The following is a 15,027-nucleotide window of genomic DNA, read 5'->3' as shown; positions in this document are numbered from 1 at the left end:
TTCAGGGTTAATCGATCTAATTGACTGAAAATTCCGTATAACGTCGGATATGAGGCAAATAAAATCCCAGGACAATTTTATGTTTGGGAATTCCCGCTCTAAGTAATGATCTAGGGTATCCATTGTACAATGACCTCCTACAGTATTATTAAGATTAAGTCATTGCGAATGGAACGAAGTGCAATGAAGCAATCATCCCACAATCCCCGAATCTTGGCGTTTGGGCTTCGCGGACATGAAAAGCGAAGCTTGCGTGTTAGCGAAGCTTGCGTGAAACGCGAAACGCGAAACGCGAAGCGCGAATGCTTCCCTGCGGTCGCAATGACAACTCAAATCCATTAATCAACAATGTACCTCATAGCAGCGCGAAGCGCTGTAATATTACAGAAACGGAATCGTCTCTAAATCAACAGCAGAAACTCTCTCAATAATATACTCTCGTTGTGACTCATCAAACAAGGATTCAAATTTTGAGCTAACTGTACTAATATCTCTAATCTGGTTCTCTACTTGTCTACTCGTTGTATTAATCAAGAACTTTGAAGAGTGATGATAGTTGTCGATCATTGCTTCACTATATTCAATGTTGAGAAACTGGCAAATGCGCTGCAAGCATTCACTAAAGTTTTGCAAAAGTGTTTCATAGCGAACGGCACAGTGATGAGGCTGGTCTAGATACGTTTGACTGAGGGTAACCATTTCCAGCCAGCGATCGATACAATAATCAATATTCCACGCTCCCCACCAACGTTGCGGGTAGCGATGGGTGACTTCATACAACGAAGCAACTACATCAGTGCCATTACGAAAGAGATGAATGAATTTCACGCCTGGAACATACGGCTCGATTTCCGGAATGTAATAGAGATGTTCTGGGGTTTTTTCTAAGAAGCGATCTTTGCCTTGCTCATGAGTCAAGGATTGCAAGAGATTAATAAAATAATTGATATAAATAGGTTTATAGGGGATCTGAGGAATGGTAGAAATTAAGTCAGGACGATTGATTTCTTGGAAAAAAGAGATCAGTTTCGGTCGGATCTTACTCCGAGCCACTAACCCTAATTGAGCTTTTAAGGGGTTGTGAGGAGTTAAGTGCTTGAAAAACTGGGTTTCGGGAAAGGAATGGATCGTTGGATGAGCAGCGATCGCGCTTTGCAAAAAGGTTGTCCCCGATCGCGGACAGCCCACGAGAAAAATAGGAGGTTGAGCCTGAATAGACATGGAGGAGAAGAGAGGAAAATCAATCGTTATTTTAACCTGACCTGAGTCAGGTTAACAACGATACATAGGAGAATTGGTTTAATTGACCGCAAATTCGGTATAACGTCGGATATGGGGAAGATAAAATCCGAGGACAATTTTATTTTGGGGAATTCCTGCTCTGAGTAAATCATCAGCGATCCCATCTCCTAAACCCGCCCCCCGCCAGGGTATAAAGGGGGATGGGGTGGGTTCAGATGGGCGATCGCCATAATAAACCGTCATATCAAGTCCATTGGATCAGTTATAGTATGTCAGCGTTTCGGCTGTCGCCGACATGAAAGCGAAGCTTGCGTGAAACGCGAACAGAACTCAGTGGAGTGAAGCAATCTCATAATCTCGCTAGTCGTGGCACTATCTTGAAAGGATTGGTATTACTCATTTCCTTCTTCCCGATCATTGAAAAATTCCTCTAAAGATTCAATCTGTTTTTGAGATCCGTGTCTGACTCTATGGATTTGAACCGTTCCCCGATCTTCATTTTCGGTCACACTAAACAAAATACGATACTTTTTTTGATACCAAAGTTGACGTATTTCTATATCTAAATATTCGCTTTCTGGAGCCAGGGGACAACGATTAGGGAAGTTCTCAAGTGTCAGCATGATTTCATAACATCCCCGAACCCAGCGATAAGATTGATTGGGGATATTTTGCTGGAGCCAAAGAAAGATATTTTCTATATCTTGGTTTGCCGTAGGAGATATTTCAACTTGGTAAGTCATGTTTTTGCTGAAACTGTTCCCATGCTTGATCGATCGAAATTCCTTTTCCTTGCTCAAATTCTTCTAAGCTTTTCCGAATCCCGACAATCATTTCTAATAATTCTAGTCTGTCGAGCAGATTTTGATAGCTTTCAACATCTTGCAGTACAGCCGCAGCTTTACCATCCAGGGTAATCACAATCGGTGTTTTATCGGTTTTTAACTCATCAAGAAGGGCTGGAACGGCTTCTTGAACCTGATTTAGGGAACGGGTACGAGAAAGATTAAACATGGCGATCGCTCTAAGTTGGGTATGGTTAACACTGTAGCAAAAGACCAAACATTAGCTTGATGGGGTGGGTTCAGATGGGCGATCGCCACTCTCCTAGATCCTAGAGAACCCACCACAACCAACCGAGACTCTCTTCTGGGGCGAGTTCGTCCAGAGCTGGGTATCTTAATCCAGGAGTTGATCATTATAATAGATAAGCTTATAGCGAAACGATCGCCAATTACCCTAACCATGCAACCAACTGACTCATCTAAATTTACCAATAAAGCTTGGGAAGCCATTGTCAACTCTCAGGATATCGCTCGACGAGGGAAACATCAGCAGTTGGAAGTCGAGCATGTGGCGATCGCCCTTTTGGAGCAAGGAGGACTGGCTAAAACCATCTTAGAAAAGGCGGGAATTGACCCAGCGCGGTTATTACAGCAACTCAACCAGTTTGATGCGCGGCAGAAAACCACCTACAATGTTGACCAACTCTATCTCGGTCGCAGTCTAGATAAGCTGCTCGATGAAGCAGAAACGGCTCGCCAAAGTTGGAATGATGAATATATTTCCGTCGAGCATATTTTACTCGCTTTAGCCGAAGATCAACGAATTGGCCGGGAGTTGGTGCGTCGGTTTAACCGCACTCGCACGCAACTGGAGCAAACGATCAAGGATATTCGCGGCAGTCAAACGGTCTCGGATCAAGCCCCAGAAAACCGCTACGACGCTTTGGAGAAGTATGGGCGAGATTTGACAGAATTGGCGCGATCGGGCAATCTAGACCCGGTTATCGGGCGGGATGAGGAGATTCGGCGGGTGATACAAGTCCTCTCGCGCCGACGGAAGAATAATCCGGTGTTAATTGGGGAACCGGGGGTGGGAAAAACGGCGATCGCCGAAGCCCTAGCACAGCGTATCGTTAACAATGAAGTGCCAGAGTCCCTGAAAAACCGGCAACTGATCACCCTGGATATGGGCAGTTTAATCGCCGGAGCCAAATATCGGGGAGAATTTGAAGCCAGACTGCGGGCGGTTTTGCGGGAAGTCACCCACTCCGAAGGGCAAATTGTCCTCTTTATCGACGAGCTGCATACCGTAGTCGGAACCGGTTCCGGACAGTCGAGCGCCATGGATGCCTCCAATTTACTCAAACCCATGTTAGCGCGGGGCGAATTGCGCTGTATTGGCGCAAGCACCCTGGATGAATATCGCAATTATATTGAAAAGGATGCGGCCCTAGAGCGGCGCTTCCAACAGGTATATGTGGATCAACCCGGTGTTGAGGATACCATTTCCATTCTGCGGGGTTTAAAAGACCGCTACGAAGTCCACCATAGCGTCAAGTTTACGGACTCAGCCCTAGTTGCAGCCGCCAAGTTATCCAACCGGTATATTACCGATCGCTTCTTACCGGATAAGGCGATCGATCTGATTGATGAAGCGGCCGCTAAATTAAGAATGAATATTACCTCGAAACCGGTAGAATTGGAAACCATCGATCGCCGGATCATGCAGCTAGAGATGGAAAAAATCTCCTTGGACGGGGAACACTTGAAAGAACCCCAAGAAAAAGTCAGACGCATTGAGCAAGAGATTACCGAACTCAAGGAAAAACAGAAGAAATTCAACGATCAATGGCAAATGGAAAAGCAACTGATCGATGATATTAAGATCCTCAAAGAATTAGAAGAACAGTTGCGCGTGCAAATCGAACAAGCCGAACGAGCCTATGATTTAAACCGGGCAGCCCAACTTAAATATGGCAAATTAGAGAAAACGGAACGGGAGCGGGAAACCAAAGAAGCACAACTGCAAGCCTTGCAAGAAACCGGCTCGACTTTATTGCGCGAACAAGTCACAGACGCGGATATTGCCGAAATTGTGGCCAAGTGGACGGGTATTCCGGTGAATAGTTTACTCGAATCTGAACGGCAAAAACTGCTACACCTCGAAGACTATTTACATGAGCGCGTCGTCGGTCAGCATGAGGCTGTACAGGCGGTTGCTGAAGCCATACGCCGCGCCAGAGCAGGAATGAAAGATCCCGGTCGTCCCATCGGTTCCTTCCTGTTCATGGGGCCGACAGGGGTGGGAAAAACGGAATTAGCCAGATCCTTGGCTGCCAGTTTGTTCGACTCGGAAGAAGCCATGGTCAGAATTGATATGTCCGAGTATATGGAGAAACACGCCGTTTCCCGCTTAGTCGGTGCGCCTCCGGGATATGTGGGATACGAGGAAGGGGGACAACTGAGCGAGCAAGTCCGTCGTCGTCCCTATTCTGTTGTGCTGTTAGATGAGGTGGAAAAGGCGCACCCAGATGTATTTAATATTCTGCTGCAAGTCCTTGATGATGGTCGAATTACGGACTCCCAAGGACGGACGATTGATTTCCGCAATACGGTGATTGTGATGACCAGTAATATTGGATCGGAGCATATTCTAGATGTTTCCGGCGATGATAGCCAATATGAGGAGATGCGGAAGCGGGTGCAAAAAGCTTTGCGGAAGCAGTTTCGACCGGAGTTTATCAACCGCGTCGATGATATCATCCTCTTCCATGCCTTGGGTAAAGGGGAATTGGGCAATATTGTCCATATTCAACTCAAACGCACCCAGCAGTTGTTAGCAGAACAGAAGATTACCCTAGACATTACCCCGGCGGCGGTTGACCATTTGGTAGAGGCGGGCTACGATCCGGTGTATGGGGCCCGTCCATTGAAGCGGGCGATTCAAAAACAGGTTGAGAATGCGATCGCCACCCAAATTTTAGACAATACTTTCCTAGAAGGCGATACCATTATCATTGATTCCCAAGACGGTGCGTTAACCTTCAGTAAACCCCATGATGCGATCGTATCCCCAGAACCCGAACCAGTTGCGTCTGTCTCCGAGTAAGGAGAGGAAAAATGTCTGTCCAATTTACAGTTGCGATTCCTACCTATAATGGCGCAAACCGATTTCCAGAAGTTTTGGATAAGTTGCGCCAACAAACCGGGGTTGAGTCCCTGAGTTGGGAAATTATCCTAGTGGATAATAACAGTACAGACAACACCGCCCAAGTGTTCCAAGACTACCAAAAAACTTGGGATTTAAACATTCCTTTGCGATATGAATTTGAAAAACAACAAGGTGCAGCTTTCGCTCGTCAGCAAGGGGTAGAACAGTCAAATTCTGAGTTAATTGGGTTCTTAGATGATGATAATCTGCCGAGTCAAAATTGGGTATGTTCTGCCTTGAAGTTCGCACAAGAGTATCCCCAAGCGGGCGCATTTGGCAGTCAAATTCATGGGAAATTTGAATCTCCTCCTTCAGAAGAGGTTCAACCACTTCTAGGTTTTTTGGCTATTGTCGAACGAGGAGATCAGCCCCTAGAATACAGTCCCAAAAATAATCTATTACCTCCTAGTGCGGGGTTAGTCGTTCGCAAACAGGCTTGGTTGACTAGCGTCCCAGAAAACCTGATTTTAACAGGAAGAGTCGAAAGAAGTTGGTTGACTTCTGAAGATTTGGAGACTTTATCTTACCTTCGCAAAAATGGCTGGGAAATTTGGTACAATCCCCAAATGGAAATCGATCACAAAATTCCAGATTCTCGTTTACAGCGCTCCTACTTACTCTCTCTACTTCAGGGAATTGGCTTGAGTCGCTATGTAACTCGAACCATTAATTTTAAGCCTTGGCAACGACCATTAATTTATCCAATTTATATGGTCAATGATATAAGAAGAATGATTCTATTATTTTTGCGTTACCGGACTCAAGTTAAATCCAATTTGACTGCTGCTTGTCAATTGGAGATGCTGGTGAATAGCTTGAAAAGTCCATTATATTTGTGGAAAAATAAATATCTAGATAAAGTATAAATTTATGAAAGTGCTTGCTTGGCCGGCGTTTAAGACGCGATATCTTAATCCTTATAATTGGTTATTATATCAACCCATGGCTAAACAAGGAGTCCAGGTTGAAGAATTTTCATTCAAGCGGTTACTGAGCAAGCGCTATGATGTTTTTCATCTCCATTGGGCTGCGGAAACAATTGTTCGCCATCCTAATGGTATCATTGCCGGGATTCGCGCTCGGATGATGTTAGTGTTAATTGATTGGGCTAAATTTAGAGGCACTCGAATTGTTTGGACATTTCACGATAAAATTCCTCATATTGTGCTTCATCCCAAAGTAGCAGAATGGTTTCAAGGGGAACTGCTCAAGCGCATTGATGGCTATATCAGCATGTGTCAGATAGGCAAAGAGCTTGCCCAAGAATGCTATCCTAGCCTCAGAGAGCGTCCTTGTGGGATAATTCCCCATGGTCATTATCGGGGAGAATATGCCGATGAGTGCGATCGCGCCACTGCCCGAAATCAGCTCAATATGCCCCAAACCTCCAATGTTATCCTATTTCTCGGATACATTGCCCCTTATAAAAATATTCCCCTCCTAATTCAAACTTTTCGAGAATTAGACGATCCTGACGCTATTTTACTGATCGTTGGCCGTCTCGATCTTCCAGAAATGCAAGGGGAACTCGAAAAGTCTGCTTATCAAGATTCCCGAATTCGTCTGCTGTTCGGATATGTCCCTAATGAAGAGCTGCAATTTTATTATAGAGCCGCCGATTTAGTTGTCCTTCCATTTGCAGAAATCCTCAATTCTGGAAGCGCTTTATTAGCTTTATCCTTCGATTGTCCGATCCTGGTTCCGAATCAAGGAGCCATGGCTGAACTGCAAACCTGGGTAGGCTCTGATTGGGTAAAAGTGTATGAAAATCAGTTAAATGCGAATCTACTACAAGAAAGTTTAGAGTGGATACAAAAACCGCGATCGCAACAATCCCCTTTAGAAAAACTGGATTGGGAAAGGTTAAGTTACGAGACTATAAAATTTTATCAAAGTTTATGTTCTAAGTCAATTTAAGTTTTAGGAATTGTTGAAATGAAACTCGCATTTGTAACCCATTCGGATCTATACAACTCCAAAAGTTGGCCCCGTGGCTCGGTTGGTAACTGGGGAAGCAACTACTGGATGGCGAAAATGTTGGAACAGCAGGCGGAGTCGTTTTTATATATTGGTGCGCTACAACAGAAGCATTCAATTTTTGCGAAGTTAGAACGGCGATTTTATGAAACCATATTTTCTCAACAAGAGTATCTCTATTGGGCGGAACCTTCGGTGAATCAAAACTATTGCCAGCAAATTATTCGTCAATTAGAATTATGGAAACCTGATATTATTTTTTCTCCCAATCTTCTGATTTTAGCTTACTTAAAGTATAACCGGCCCAAAGTGTTGTGGACAGACACAACTTGTGGGGGAATTCCGGAAGTCTATCGAAATACATGCTGGCGATCTAAGCAATATTTAAAAGCCATTGATTTCCGAGCATTACAGAATGTTGAATTAGCTATTTTTTCCTCTGAGTGGGCAGCAGAAACAGCAAAAAAACTATACAATGTTAACGCCAAAAAGCTAAAGGTGGTGACTACGGGGGCAAATATGGAGTGCGATCGCACCCCAGAAGAGATTCAGCATATCATTGGTGGGAAGTCGAAAGCCACGTGCCATCTGCTGTTTATCGGTGTAGACTGGTATCGTAAAGGGGGTAATATTGCCTTAGATGTGGGGCGATCGCTACATCAATTCGGATTTCCCGTCCAGCTAACTATTGTTGGAACCCGTCTACCCCAGGATGAACCTATACCCGATTTTGTCACCGTGATCGATTTTATTGATAAATCCACTGAAAAAGGACGAGAACAACTCAATTCAATTTTTGCCCAGGCTCACTTCCTAATTTTACCCTCCAGAGCAGATGTCACGCCAGCAGTCATCCGGGAAGCAAGTTCTTTCGGACTCCCTAGCTTATCAACCCAAGTCGGAGGTATTCCCACATTAATCCGAGAAGGTAAAAATGGTAAAACCTTTGCTCTAAATGCCAAAATTGAAGAGTATCACCAGTATATTCAATCCACATTCTATGATTGGGAAACCTATCAGGCTTTAGCTACTTGTTCATTCCAAGAATATCAAGAGCGTTTGAATTGGGATAAGGCTGGAGAATTAGCCTATAAGCTGATGCAAGACCTCATAGAAAAACCTTGAAATGAGAATAAAATGATCCAACTCGATTATATAACCACTTATGATGTATTTAACCCCTCTAGCTGGCCCAAACAACATACGGGAATGTATACGGCCGGTTCTTATCTGTCTCAAGAATTACAAGCTCAAGACGTTACCTTAAACTATCTCGGCCCTTTAGAAAAATACAAGACTCCAGTCACGCGCTTAAAATGGCTGTTTTATCGCAAGTTATTTAAACAAGATTATTATAGTTGGGCAGAACCGATGGTTTTGAAATATTATGCTAAACAGATAGAAAAAAAGTTATCAATTTCTACCTCAAATCTGGCACTCTGTCCAGAAAATGCGATTCCTTTTGCCTACTTAAAAAGCCCTAAACCTCTAGTTCTATGGACAGATGCACCTTTAGGGAGTTTAATCAATTTTTATTCTTATTTAAATAATTTGTCTGGTGAAACAACAAGAAATATTTATCGCTTAGAAAAGTCAGCTTTTGATCGGTGCGATCGCCTGATTTTCACATCCGATTGGGCTGCCGAGGAATCAATGAAAATTTATAATTTGCCCTCTGAGAAAGTGAGCGTTATCCCTTGGGGAGCGAATCTGAAAAGTACAAGAACTTTATCCGATATTGAATTATCGATTCAAAACCGAAACCCCGATCAATGTCAACTGTTATTTATCGGTGTAGATTGGGAACGCAAAGGAGGGGATTTTGCGGTAGAAGTTGCCAAAAACTTAAACAATGCAGGAGTAAAAACAGACTTAAATGTAGTGGGATGTCAACCCCCTAAATGGGTATCAAGTCTCGATTTTGTTAATATTATTGGATATATCGATAAATCCACAACATCTGGACAACAACAACTCGATCATTTATTTTCTGCGTCTCATTTCTTAATATTACACACTTTAGCCGACTGTTCTCCTCATGTTTTAATCGAGGCTAATTCCTATGGTGTGCCTTGTGTCAGCACTAATATTGGTGGAATTCCGACGATTATTCAAGATGGAAAAAATGGAAAGACATTTTCCTTGGAAACTGAAAGTTCAGTTTATAGCGAGTATATCCTAGAGATGCTACACAATCGAGAAGCGTATCAGTCTTTGGCTCTGTCTTCATTTCAGGAATACGAGTCTCGGCTGAATTGGAAAATAGCTATCAGAACGTTCAAAACATTGATTCAAGAACTTTTGGGTTAGCTAATGTTTTAGATGATGAAGATCAAAATGACAAGGGACGATCGATCAATGAGTCGAAAACAAGCGCAAATTGGAATTACTGGAGGAATTGCGACGGGAAAAAGTACGGTGACTGAATATCTGGAAAGGCGGTATGGGTTGCCGGTGTTTGATGCGGATGTTTATGCGCGGGAAGCGGTACAACCGGAATCGCCGATTTTTGAGCGCGTTGTGCAACGATATGGGGAGTCGATTCAGTTACCGGAAGGGGGATTAAATCGGCAGCAGTTGGGGGAAATTGTGTTTAATCACCCGGTTGAGCGACAATGGTTAGAGCAGCAAATTCATCCCTATGTACGCGATCGCCTCTACACTATCCTTAACCAATCTTCTCCCCAGGATACCCTGGTATTCTCTATTCCTCTCCTGTTTGAAGCCCAGATGACGCATCTGGTGGAGGAGATTTGGGTGATTTACTGTTCTGAAGAGCAACAAATCGAACGACTTATGAACCGCAATCACTTGACTTTAGACCAAGCGCAGATGAGGATAAACAGCCAAATGCCGTTAGATGAGAAAGTTCAGCGTGGCGATCGCCTGTTAGACAACTCTTCTACTGAGTCCGAATTATTTCAACAGATCGATCGGCTGCTCCAGCGCTATCGACTGTAATTAAGATGGGGGATTAGCGGCGATCGCCAGTTTTCGGTTACACTGAAGCGATCGAACTCCCGAATATAAGTCAACTCAATCACGGATGCACAAGGATTTAGACCCTAATGTACAACCCTGGAAACAGGAACTCAAAACCACTCTGGAGCGGATAGAAACCCTAGCCGCTACACACCAACAAGATACCCTTACCTTATTAGCTATCCTTCGCAGTCTCGAAGACATGCATCGTCATATTCGAGACACCTGGTTTCAAGACTCCCTTCCCGATAACCGTCAAGCCTTATATTCACTCCTGCGAGATATCGAAACCGAAGGAGGATGGCCCTATATTAGTCGAATTCAATTACAAACCATTCTCAGAGTTTGGTTTCAAACCGAGGTCGTCCGTAATTTGCCTAAATCATTAGAGTCTCAACCCCTTGATGACTGATGAAAATAACCACCTTAAATAATCTCCCCCAAGAAGGAGTTTCTCACAATGCCAACATCCGCAAACAAGTGATGTTACGCATGGGAGATTTACCCCATTTAACTAACTTTTCCCAAGCCAAATTTCCCCCTGGAGAAATCGCCAATTCCCATAGCCATCCAGATATGTGTGAAGTCTTCTTTATCGAATCGGGAACCGGAATGATTACCGTAGATAACCAGGAGTATCCCCTGTCTCCCGGCACTTGTATTGCCGTTGAAGTTGGCGAAGTTCATGAACTGCGGAATACGGGGGCAACCGAATTAGTTGTGACTTATTTTGGCTTAAGAGTTCCTTTATAATGGTAGGGTTGATACAATTACCCGCCCAAAAAAAGCAACATTAAACGATGGACTTATCCAATAACAACACCGCTAAAAATCTCGAAGCTGCTTTCGGTGGCGAATCCATGGCTAACCGTAAGTATTTATTTTTCGCCGAAGTGACCAAAAAGTTAGGAATGTCAGAACTGGCGAAACTGTTTAGAGAAACGGCAAATCAGGAAACTGAACATGCCTTTGCCCATTTTCGCTTAATCCATCCTGAACTGGTGGTTGACGATCCTGCATCTTTGACAGATGAGCAGAAAAAGGCGATCGCCTCCCGGTGCTTAGAATTAGCCATCGAAGGGGAAACCTACGAATATACCACCATGTATCCGGAGTTTGCCGAAGCAGCACGGGAAGACCGCGACAGTGATGCCGTGGCTGAATTTGAAGCGCAAACCCAAGAATCCCAAGAACACGCCCAAATCTTCCGTAAAGCCGCCCACAATTTTGGCCTGCTCACCAGCATTGAACAGCATCATGCCCGTCAATATACGGATGCAATGCATAGCTTAGACGGTCAAACCATCACCAAAAAAGCGCCCAGCGATGATGAAGCCACCCAAAAATGGATTTGTCGTCAATGTTCCATGATCTACGATCCCGTCAAAGGCGATCCCGACTCAGGAATTGCCCCCGGAACCCCCTTTTCTGCCATTCCCGATGATTGGAATTGCCCCATCTGTGGAGCAGAGAAAAAGCTCTTTATTCCCTATGAAGAGCCTGCCGCAGCATAGAACCCTCATCTAAGCATTAGGGTGGGTAAAGTCGTTAGAGGATCGCTACCCAAAAATGGCTGTGGAAATTTCCCGGAAATTGACTCATAAGAGCCGACGATCTGTTAAGGTCTATTAAGATTTTCCATAACGTACAGATTCTTTAACGACTCCCACTCAGGATTGATTTTCTATGGCTTCTGTGTTCAGTATTTTCTTCATTCCCTTTCAGTCCCTATTGAAACCCCTTAAACCCCATTGGTGGCTCACCACCCTGCTCTGGATGGTGATGGCTTCTTTAGCAAGTGCGGCGGAAGTAGAATTGCGGGTCGCCATTCAGGAAGATGCCGATCAAGTCAAAATTGGTAGTTCTACGGCCGCTATTGTCAAAGATGCCAATGGTCAGGTGATTGGGGAGTTAAACCCCATGGATGGGTTTACGGCTCAGTCTGATTATTATGGGGTGTCTTTAGCCCAGTGGCGAGCGGGACAACTGTGGATTGAGCCAGAAAATGGTGGGTTAGTGTGGATTGGCGATCGCTGGTATCGAGGTAGACTACTCATTACACCCACAGATGAAGGAATTACCGCCATTAATTATGTCGATATTGAACACTATCTCTACAGTGTAGTCGGCGGCGAAATGATCCCCTCTTGGCCCCTGGAAGCTCTGAAAGCTCAGGCGGTATCGGCTCGCAGCTATGCCCTTTATCACCGGGAAAAGACAGCCGATAAAATTTATGATGTGGGGAATAATACCTTCTGGCAGGTCTATGGTGGGGTACAAGATGAATATGTCAGCACTCAGCAAGCCGTAGATGCCACCCAAGGGCAAATTTTGGCCTACAATGGCGCAATTATTGAAGCGGTCTTTCATTCCTCCTCTGGCGGTCATACGGAGAATGTGGAAGATATTTGGTCAGAAGCTCGTCCCTATCTGCGAGCTGTACCCGATTACGATCAGCAAGCTCCTGTTTATCAATGGACAGAGGTATTCACTCTCGACGATATCAGCGAGTTAACCGCAGGAGTGGGTAATGTGGTGTCTATTGTCCCTCAAGAAAAAACCCCCCAAGGTCGCGTTCGGACGCTAAAAATTACTGGCGATCAGGGAGAAAAGGTGGTTACTGGGGCCCAGTTTAGAAAAGCACTAGGGTTGAGAAGTACCTTATTTACAATTCAACCGGCTAGTACGGGAGATAAGGCAACAGGGGCGAGAAGTTTCCAAGTTCAAGGCCGGGGATTTGGCCATGGTTTGGGACTGAGCCAATATGGAGCCTATGCGATGGCTTCTCAAGGGTCAACCTATCAGGATATTCTCCGCCATTATTATACGGATGCTTATTTGGCTAGGGTGCGGGTAGCTGAGTAGGGAATATCTTTATCCTCCTATTCCTCGACCGTTTTGGTTAAATTCCAAGACGGTCTTTTCTGATAGGGGATGGGTGGTCATTTGTTGCAAAAGGTTTAGGGGTACAGTGATGACATTTGCGCCAGCTTGTAGAGCAGATGCTGCTTCTTCGGGAGATTTGAGACTGGCGGCTAGAATTTGAGTGGAAGTGCCTTGTAAGATTTGAGCCATGGATTGGACGAGGGCGAGTCCATCCCCTAGGAGTCGGGTGGCGCGGTTGACGTAGGCGATCGCATATTTGGCTCCCGCTTCTTGGGCGATCGCCGCCTGGGCTGCACTATAAATGGCAGTCACGGAACAGTCCATATGGCGCGATAAGTAGGCTGTGGCTTGAAATCCGATCGCCGTTGCCGGGATTTTTAACACGGTTTTTTCGCCGATAATCTCATAGGCTTGTTTGCCTTCGGCGATCATGCCCTCATAGGTAGGGGCGGTGAGTTGATAGAATAACTCTTCAGGTGCGATCGCCGCTAATTGAGTTAAAGTTTCTTGGGGCGAAAGGTCACTTTTAGCTAATAAAGTGGGGTTAGTGGTAATCCCTTTGACCCATCCCCATTCAATCGCGGTTTGGGCTTCAGAAATGAGCGCAGAATCGAGATAAATTGCCATAGGTTTGATCGTCAGTCACAATAAGAATTAGAGCTAATTTAGGAGGCTCTCTGGCCCTTCAATCAAGTCCGATTGTTCATGTCCGCGAAGCGGAAATACCATGATTAAAAACTTAGGGAGCGAGACGATCCCACTCCAGCAATATTAAGGGATTAGAGGAGTGCGGGCATCTGGCCCCCTTCTTCACCCTTTATCCGGACTTGATATCACCCCTACAAGATACTCGCTAAACAGACACACAACCATGCAAACTTACCCTTTAGGCAATACGGATATTCAGATTACCCCCATCATTATGGGCACTTGGCAAGCGGATAAAAGCATGTGGTTTGGTACGGATGAGGAGGAACTCATGCAAGGACTCAGAGCGGGGTTTGAGGCGGGAATAACGACCGTAGATACGGCATCTGAGTATGGTGAGGGAGATTCGGAGCGTTTAGTGGGTAGAGCGTTGCGGGATGTGCGCGATCGCATGGTTTTTGCTACCAAGTTATGGGTGAGTGATTTTCGCTATGATGCGGCGATCGCCGCCTGCGAGCAGTCCTTGAAGAACTTACAAACCGATTATATTGACTTGTATCAATTGCATTGGCCCTCTGGCAGTTGGGGGAGCGAAATTGTACCGATCGCCGAAACCATGCAGGCAATGGTGGACTTAAAGCAACAGGGCAAAATTCGGGCGATCGGTGTATCTAATTTTTCCATAGACCAGATGGAAGAAGCCCGGCAATATGGCCCCATTGACAGTTTACAACCGCCCTATTCCCTCTTTTGGCGCTCCATTGAAGGGGAAATTAAAACCTATTGCATCGAGCAGAATTGGTCAATTCTCGCCTATTCTCCCCTCTGTCAAGGACTCCTTACGGGCAAATTTGGCCCCGATCATCAATTTCTCCCTGGCGATCATCGGGCGAAAAATAAGCTTTTTGTCAATCGAGATCATTACCAACGGGTACAAAATGCCCTAGAACAATTACGCCCCATTGCCGCCGAAAAAGAGTGTACTTTAGCACAACTTGCCCTAGCCTGGGTAATGGCGGGGCCCCGCACCCATGCGATCGCCGGTTTTCGCAATATTCAGCAAGTCCAAGATAACGCCAAAGCCGCAGAAATCAAGCTCTCGGAGGAAGACTTAGAGAAAATTTCGGCGATCGGCTCCACGGTTACCGATCATATCCAATATCACCCCGTTCTCTGGGATTTTTAGATACATTAAATCGGGAACTAAAGGCAGTACTGCGAGCATCTTGCTTGCTAGAGGTGATAAGCGAGCAAGATGCTCGCACTCCCTAAAATCTAAAGCCCTAAATTAGCGAA

At 45.1% G+C, this 15,027-nt stretch carries 18 protein-coding genes; 11 read left to right on the top strand and 7 right to left on the bottom strand.

Annotated elements, in window-relative coordinates:
• Positions 1–16: 16 nt before the first annotated feature.
• From PMG71_RS23990 to PMG71_RS16610, 6 genes are all read right to left on the bottom strand, one after another.
• A complete protein-coding gene (locus PMG71_RS23990) occupies positions 17–130 on the bottom strand; it encodes an element excision factor XisI family protein (RefSeq protein WP_347179314.1) in 114 nt (37 codons plus the stop codon).
• Positions 131–381: 251 nt separating this feature from the next.
• A complete protein-coding gene (locus PMG71_RS16630; RefSeq protein ID WP_283754827.1) occupies positions 382–1,221 on the bottom strand; it encodes a sulfotransferase family protein in 840 nt (279 codons plus the stop codon).
• 78 nt (positions 1,222–1,299) lie between these two features.
• Positions 1,300–1,485 carry an element excision factor XisI family protein gene (locus PMG71_RS24195; protein WP_283754826.1) on the bottom strand — a complete coding sequence of 62 codons (186 nt, stop codon included), beginning with the start codon at positions 1,483–1,485 and terminating at the stop codon, positions 1,300–1,302.
• A 149-nt stretch (positions 1,486–1,634) separates the two neighbouring features.
• Positions 1,635–1,985, bottom strand: a complete 351-nt coding sequence (locus PMG71_RS16620; RefSeq protein ID WP_283754825.1) for a type II toxin-antitoxin system RelE/ParE family toxin — start codon at positions 1,983–1,985, stop codon at positions 1,635–1,637.
• On the bottom strand, positions 1,969–2,256 hold the full coding sequence (locus tag PMG71_RS16615; RefSeq protein WP_283754824.1) for a type II toxin-antitoxin system Phd/YefM family antitoxin: 288 nt from the start codon (positions 2,254–2,256) through the stop codon (positions 1,969–1,971). Before PMG71_RS16615 ends, PMG71_RS16620 begins: the two co-directional genes overlap by 17 nt.
• Entirely contained in the window at positions 2,226–2,441 is a 216-nt protein-coding gene (locus tag PMG71_RS16610) for a hypothetical protein (RefSeq protein WP_283754823.1), read from the bottom strand. Before PMG71_RS16610 ends, PMG71_RS16615 begins: the two co-directional genes overlap by 31 nt.
• A gap of 46 nt (positions 2,442–2,487) precedes the next feature.
• Here PMG71_RS16610 and clpB point away from each other — a divergent pair, with 46 nt between their 5' ends.
• The 10 genes from clpB to PMG71_RS16555 all read left to right on the top strand — a co-directional run bounded on the left by clpB (position 2,488) and on the right by PMG71_RS16555 (position 13,062).
• Positions 2,488–5,136 carry an ATP-dependent chaperone ClpB gene (gene clpB, locus PMG71_RS16605; protein ID WP_283754822.1) on the top strand — a complete coding sequence of 883 codons (2,649 nt, stop codon included), beginning with the start codon at positions 2,488–2,490 and terminating at the stop codon, positions 5,134–5,136.
• A gap of 11 nt (positions 5,137–5,147) precedes the next feature.
• Entirely contained in the window at positions 5,148–6,104 is a 957-nt protein-coding gene (gene hpsE / locus PMG71_RS16600) for a hormogonium polysaccharide biosynthesis glycosyltransferase HpsE (RefSeq protein WP_283754821.1), read from the top strand.
• Between the two features lie 4 nt (positions 6,105–6,108).
• The gene (locus PMG71_RS16595; RefSeq protein ID WP_283754820.1) at positions 6,109–7,155 is read left to right on the top strand and encodes a glycosyltransferase family 4 protein; all 1,047 of its coding nucleotides are present in this window, start codon (positions 6,109–6,111) and stop codon (positions 7,153–7,155) included.
• 18 nt (positions 7,156–7,173) lie between these two features.
• Positions 7,174–8,340: a glycosyltransferase family 4 protein gene (locus PMG71_RS16590; protein ID WP_283754819.1), complete on the top strand. Its 1,167-nt coding sequence runs from the start codon at positions 7,174–7,176 to the stop codon at positions 8,338–8,340.
• A 12-nt stretch (positions 8,341–8,352) separates the two neighbouring features.
• Positions 8,353–9,525, top strand: coding sequence for a glycosyltransferase family 4 protein (locus PMG71_RS16585; RefSeq protein WP_283754818.1), 1,173 nt, complete (start codon positions 8,353–8,355; stop codon positions 9,523–9,525).
• Between the two features lie 48 nt (positions 9,526–9,573).
• Complete coding sequence (gene coaE / locus PMG71_RS16580; protein WP_283754817.1) at positions 9,574–10,176, top strand: dephospho-CoA kinase; 603 nt, start codon at positions 9,574–9,576, stop codon at positions 10,174–10,176.
• A gap of 85 nt (positions 10,177–10,261) precedes the next feature.
• A complete protein-coding gene (locus tag PMG71_RS16575; RefSeq protein WP_283754816.1) occupies positions 10,262–10,609 on the top strand; it encodes a hypothetical protein in 348 nt (115 codons plus the stop codon).
• A complete protein-coding gene (locus PMG71_RS16570; RefSeq protein ID WP_283754815.1) occupies positions 10,609–10,950 on the top strand; it encodes a cupin domain-containing protein in 342 nt (113 codons plus the stop codon). Before PMG71_RS16575 ends, PMG71_RS16570 begins: the two co-directional genes overlap by 1 nt.
• A 47-nt stretch (positions 10,951–10,997) precedes the next feature.
• The gene (locus PMG71_RS23980) at positions 10,998–11,711 is read left to right on the top strand and encodes a rubrerythrin family protein (protein WP_347179313.1); all 714 of its coding nucleotides are present in this window, start codon (positions 10,998–11,000) and stop codon (positions 11,709–11,711) included.
• A 172-nt stretch (positions 11,712–11,883) separates the two neighbouring features.
• Positions 11,884–13,062 carry a SpoIID/LytB domain-containing protein gene (locus PMG71_RS16555; protein WP_283754814.1) on the top strand — a complete coding sequence of 393 codons (1,179 nt, stop codon included), beginning with the start codon at positions 11,884–11,886 and terminating at the stop codon, positions 13,060–13,062.
• A 9-nt stretch (positions 13,063–13,071) separates the two neighbouring features.
• On the opposite strand, the gene PMG71_RS16550 is transcribed toward PMG71_RS16555, so the two are convergent.
• A complete protein-coding gene (locus PMG71_RS16550) occupies positions 13,072–13,710 on the bottom strand; it encodes a transaldolase family protein (RefSeq protein WP_283754813.1) in 639 nt (212 codons plus the stop codon).
• A gap of 244 nt (positions 13,711–13,954) precedes the next feature.
• Here PMG71_RS16550 and PMG71_RS16545 point away from each other — a divergent pair, with 244 nt between their 5' ends.
• A complete protein-coding gene (locus tag PMG71_RS16545; RefSeq protein ID WP_283754812.1) occupies positions 13,955–14,917 on the top strand; it encodes an aldo/keto reductase in 963 nt (320 codons plus the stop codon).
• Positions 14,918–15,027 lie beyond the last annotated feature (110 nt).

This window comes from Roseofilum acuticapitatum BLCC-M154, assembly GCF_030068475.1.
In the GTDB taxonomy this organism is placed as follows: domain Bacteria; phylum Cyanobacteriota; class Cyanobacteriia; order Cyanobacteriales; family Desertifilaceae; genus Roseofilum; species Roseofilum acuticapitatum.
The sequence above is the reverse complement of the archived record's forward strand: the minus strand, read 5'-3'. Positions and strand labels throughout refer to the sequence as shown.

Bases quoted from the DNA above. Each gene is read 5' to 3' on its own strand.
- PMG71_RS16630 (WP_283754827.1), bottom strand. From the start codon at position 1,221: ATGTCTATTCAGGCTCAACCTCCTATTTTTCTCGTGGGCTGTCCGCGA.
- PMG71_RS24195 (WP_283754826.1), bottom strand. From the start codon at position 1,485: ATGACGGTTTATTATGGCGATCGCCCATCTGAACCCACCCCATCCCCC.
- PMG71_RS16620 (WP_283754825.1), bottom strand. From the start codon at position 1,985: ATGACTTACCAAGTTGAAATATCTCCTACGGCAAACCAAGATATAGAA.
- PMG71_RS16615 (WP_283754824.1), bottom strand. From the start codon at position 2,256: ATGTTTAATCTTTCTCGTACCCGTTCCCTAAATCAGGTTCAAGAAGCC.
- PMG71_RS16610 (WP_283754823.1), bottom strand. From the start codon at position 2,441: ATGATCAACTCCTGGATTAAGATACCCAGCTCTGGACGAACTCGCCCC.
- clpB (WP_283754822.1), top strand. From the start codon at position 2,488: ATGCAACCAACTGACTCATCTAAATTTACCAATAAAGCTTGGGAAGCC.
- hpsE (WP_283754821.1), top strand. From the start codon at position 5,148: ATGTCTGTCCAATTTACAGTTGCGATTCCTACCTATAATGGCGCAAAC.
- PMG71_RS16595 (WP_283754820.1), top strand. From the start codon at position 6,109: ATGAAAGTGCTTGCTTGGCCGGCGTTTAAGACGCGATATCTTAATCCT.
- PMG71_RS16590 (WP_283754819.1), top strand. From the start codon at position 7,174: ATGAAACTCGCATTTGTAACCCATTCGGATCTATACAACTCCAAAAGT.
- PMG71_RS16585 (WP_283754818.1), top strand. From the start codon at position 8,353: ATGATCCAACTCGATTATATAACCACTTATGATGTATTTAACCCCTCT.
- coaE (WP_283754817.1), top strand. From the start codon at position 9,574: ATGAGTCGAAAACAAGCGCAAATTGGAATTACTGGAGGAATTGCGACG.
- PMG71_RS16575 (WP_283754816.1), top strand. From the start codon at position 10,262: ATGCACAAGGATTTAGACCCTAATGTACAACCCTGGAAACAGGAACTC.
- PMG71_RS16570 (WP_283754815.1), top strand. From the start codon at position 10,609: ATGAAAATAACCACCTTAAATAATCTCCCCCAAGAAGGAGTTTCTCAC.
- PMG71_RS23980 (WP_347179313.1), top strand. From the start codon at position 10,998: ATGGACTTATCCAATAACAACACCGCTAAAAATCTCGAAGCTGCTTTC.
- PMG71_RS16555 (WP_283754814.1), top strand. From the start codon at position 11,884: ATGGCTTCTGTGTTCAGTATTTTCTTCATTCCCTTTCAGTCCCTATTG.
- PMG71_RS16550 (WP_283754813.1), bottom strand. From the start codon at position 13,710: ATGGCAATTTATCTCGATTCTGCGCTCATTTCTGAAGCCCAAACCGCG.
- PMG71_RS16545 (WP_283754812.1), top strand. From the start codon at position 13,955: ATGCAAACTTACCCTTTAGGCAATACGGATATTCAGATTACCCCCATC.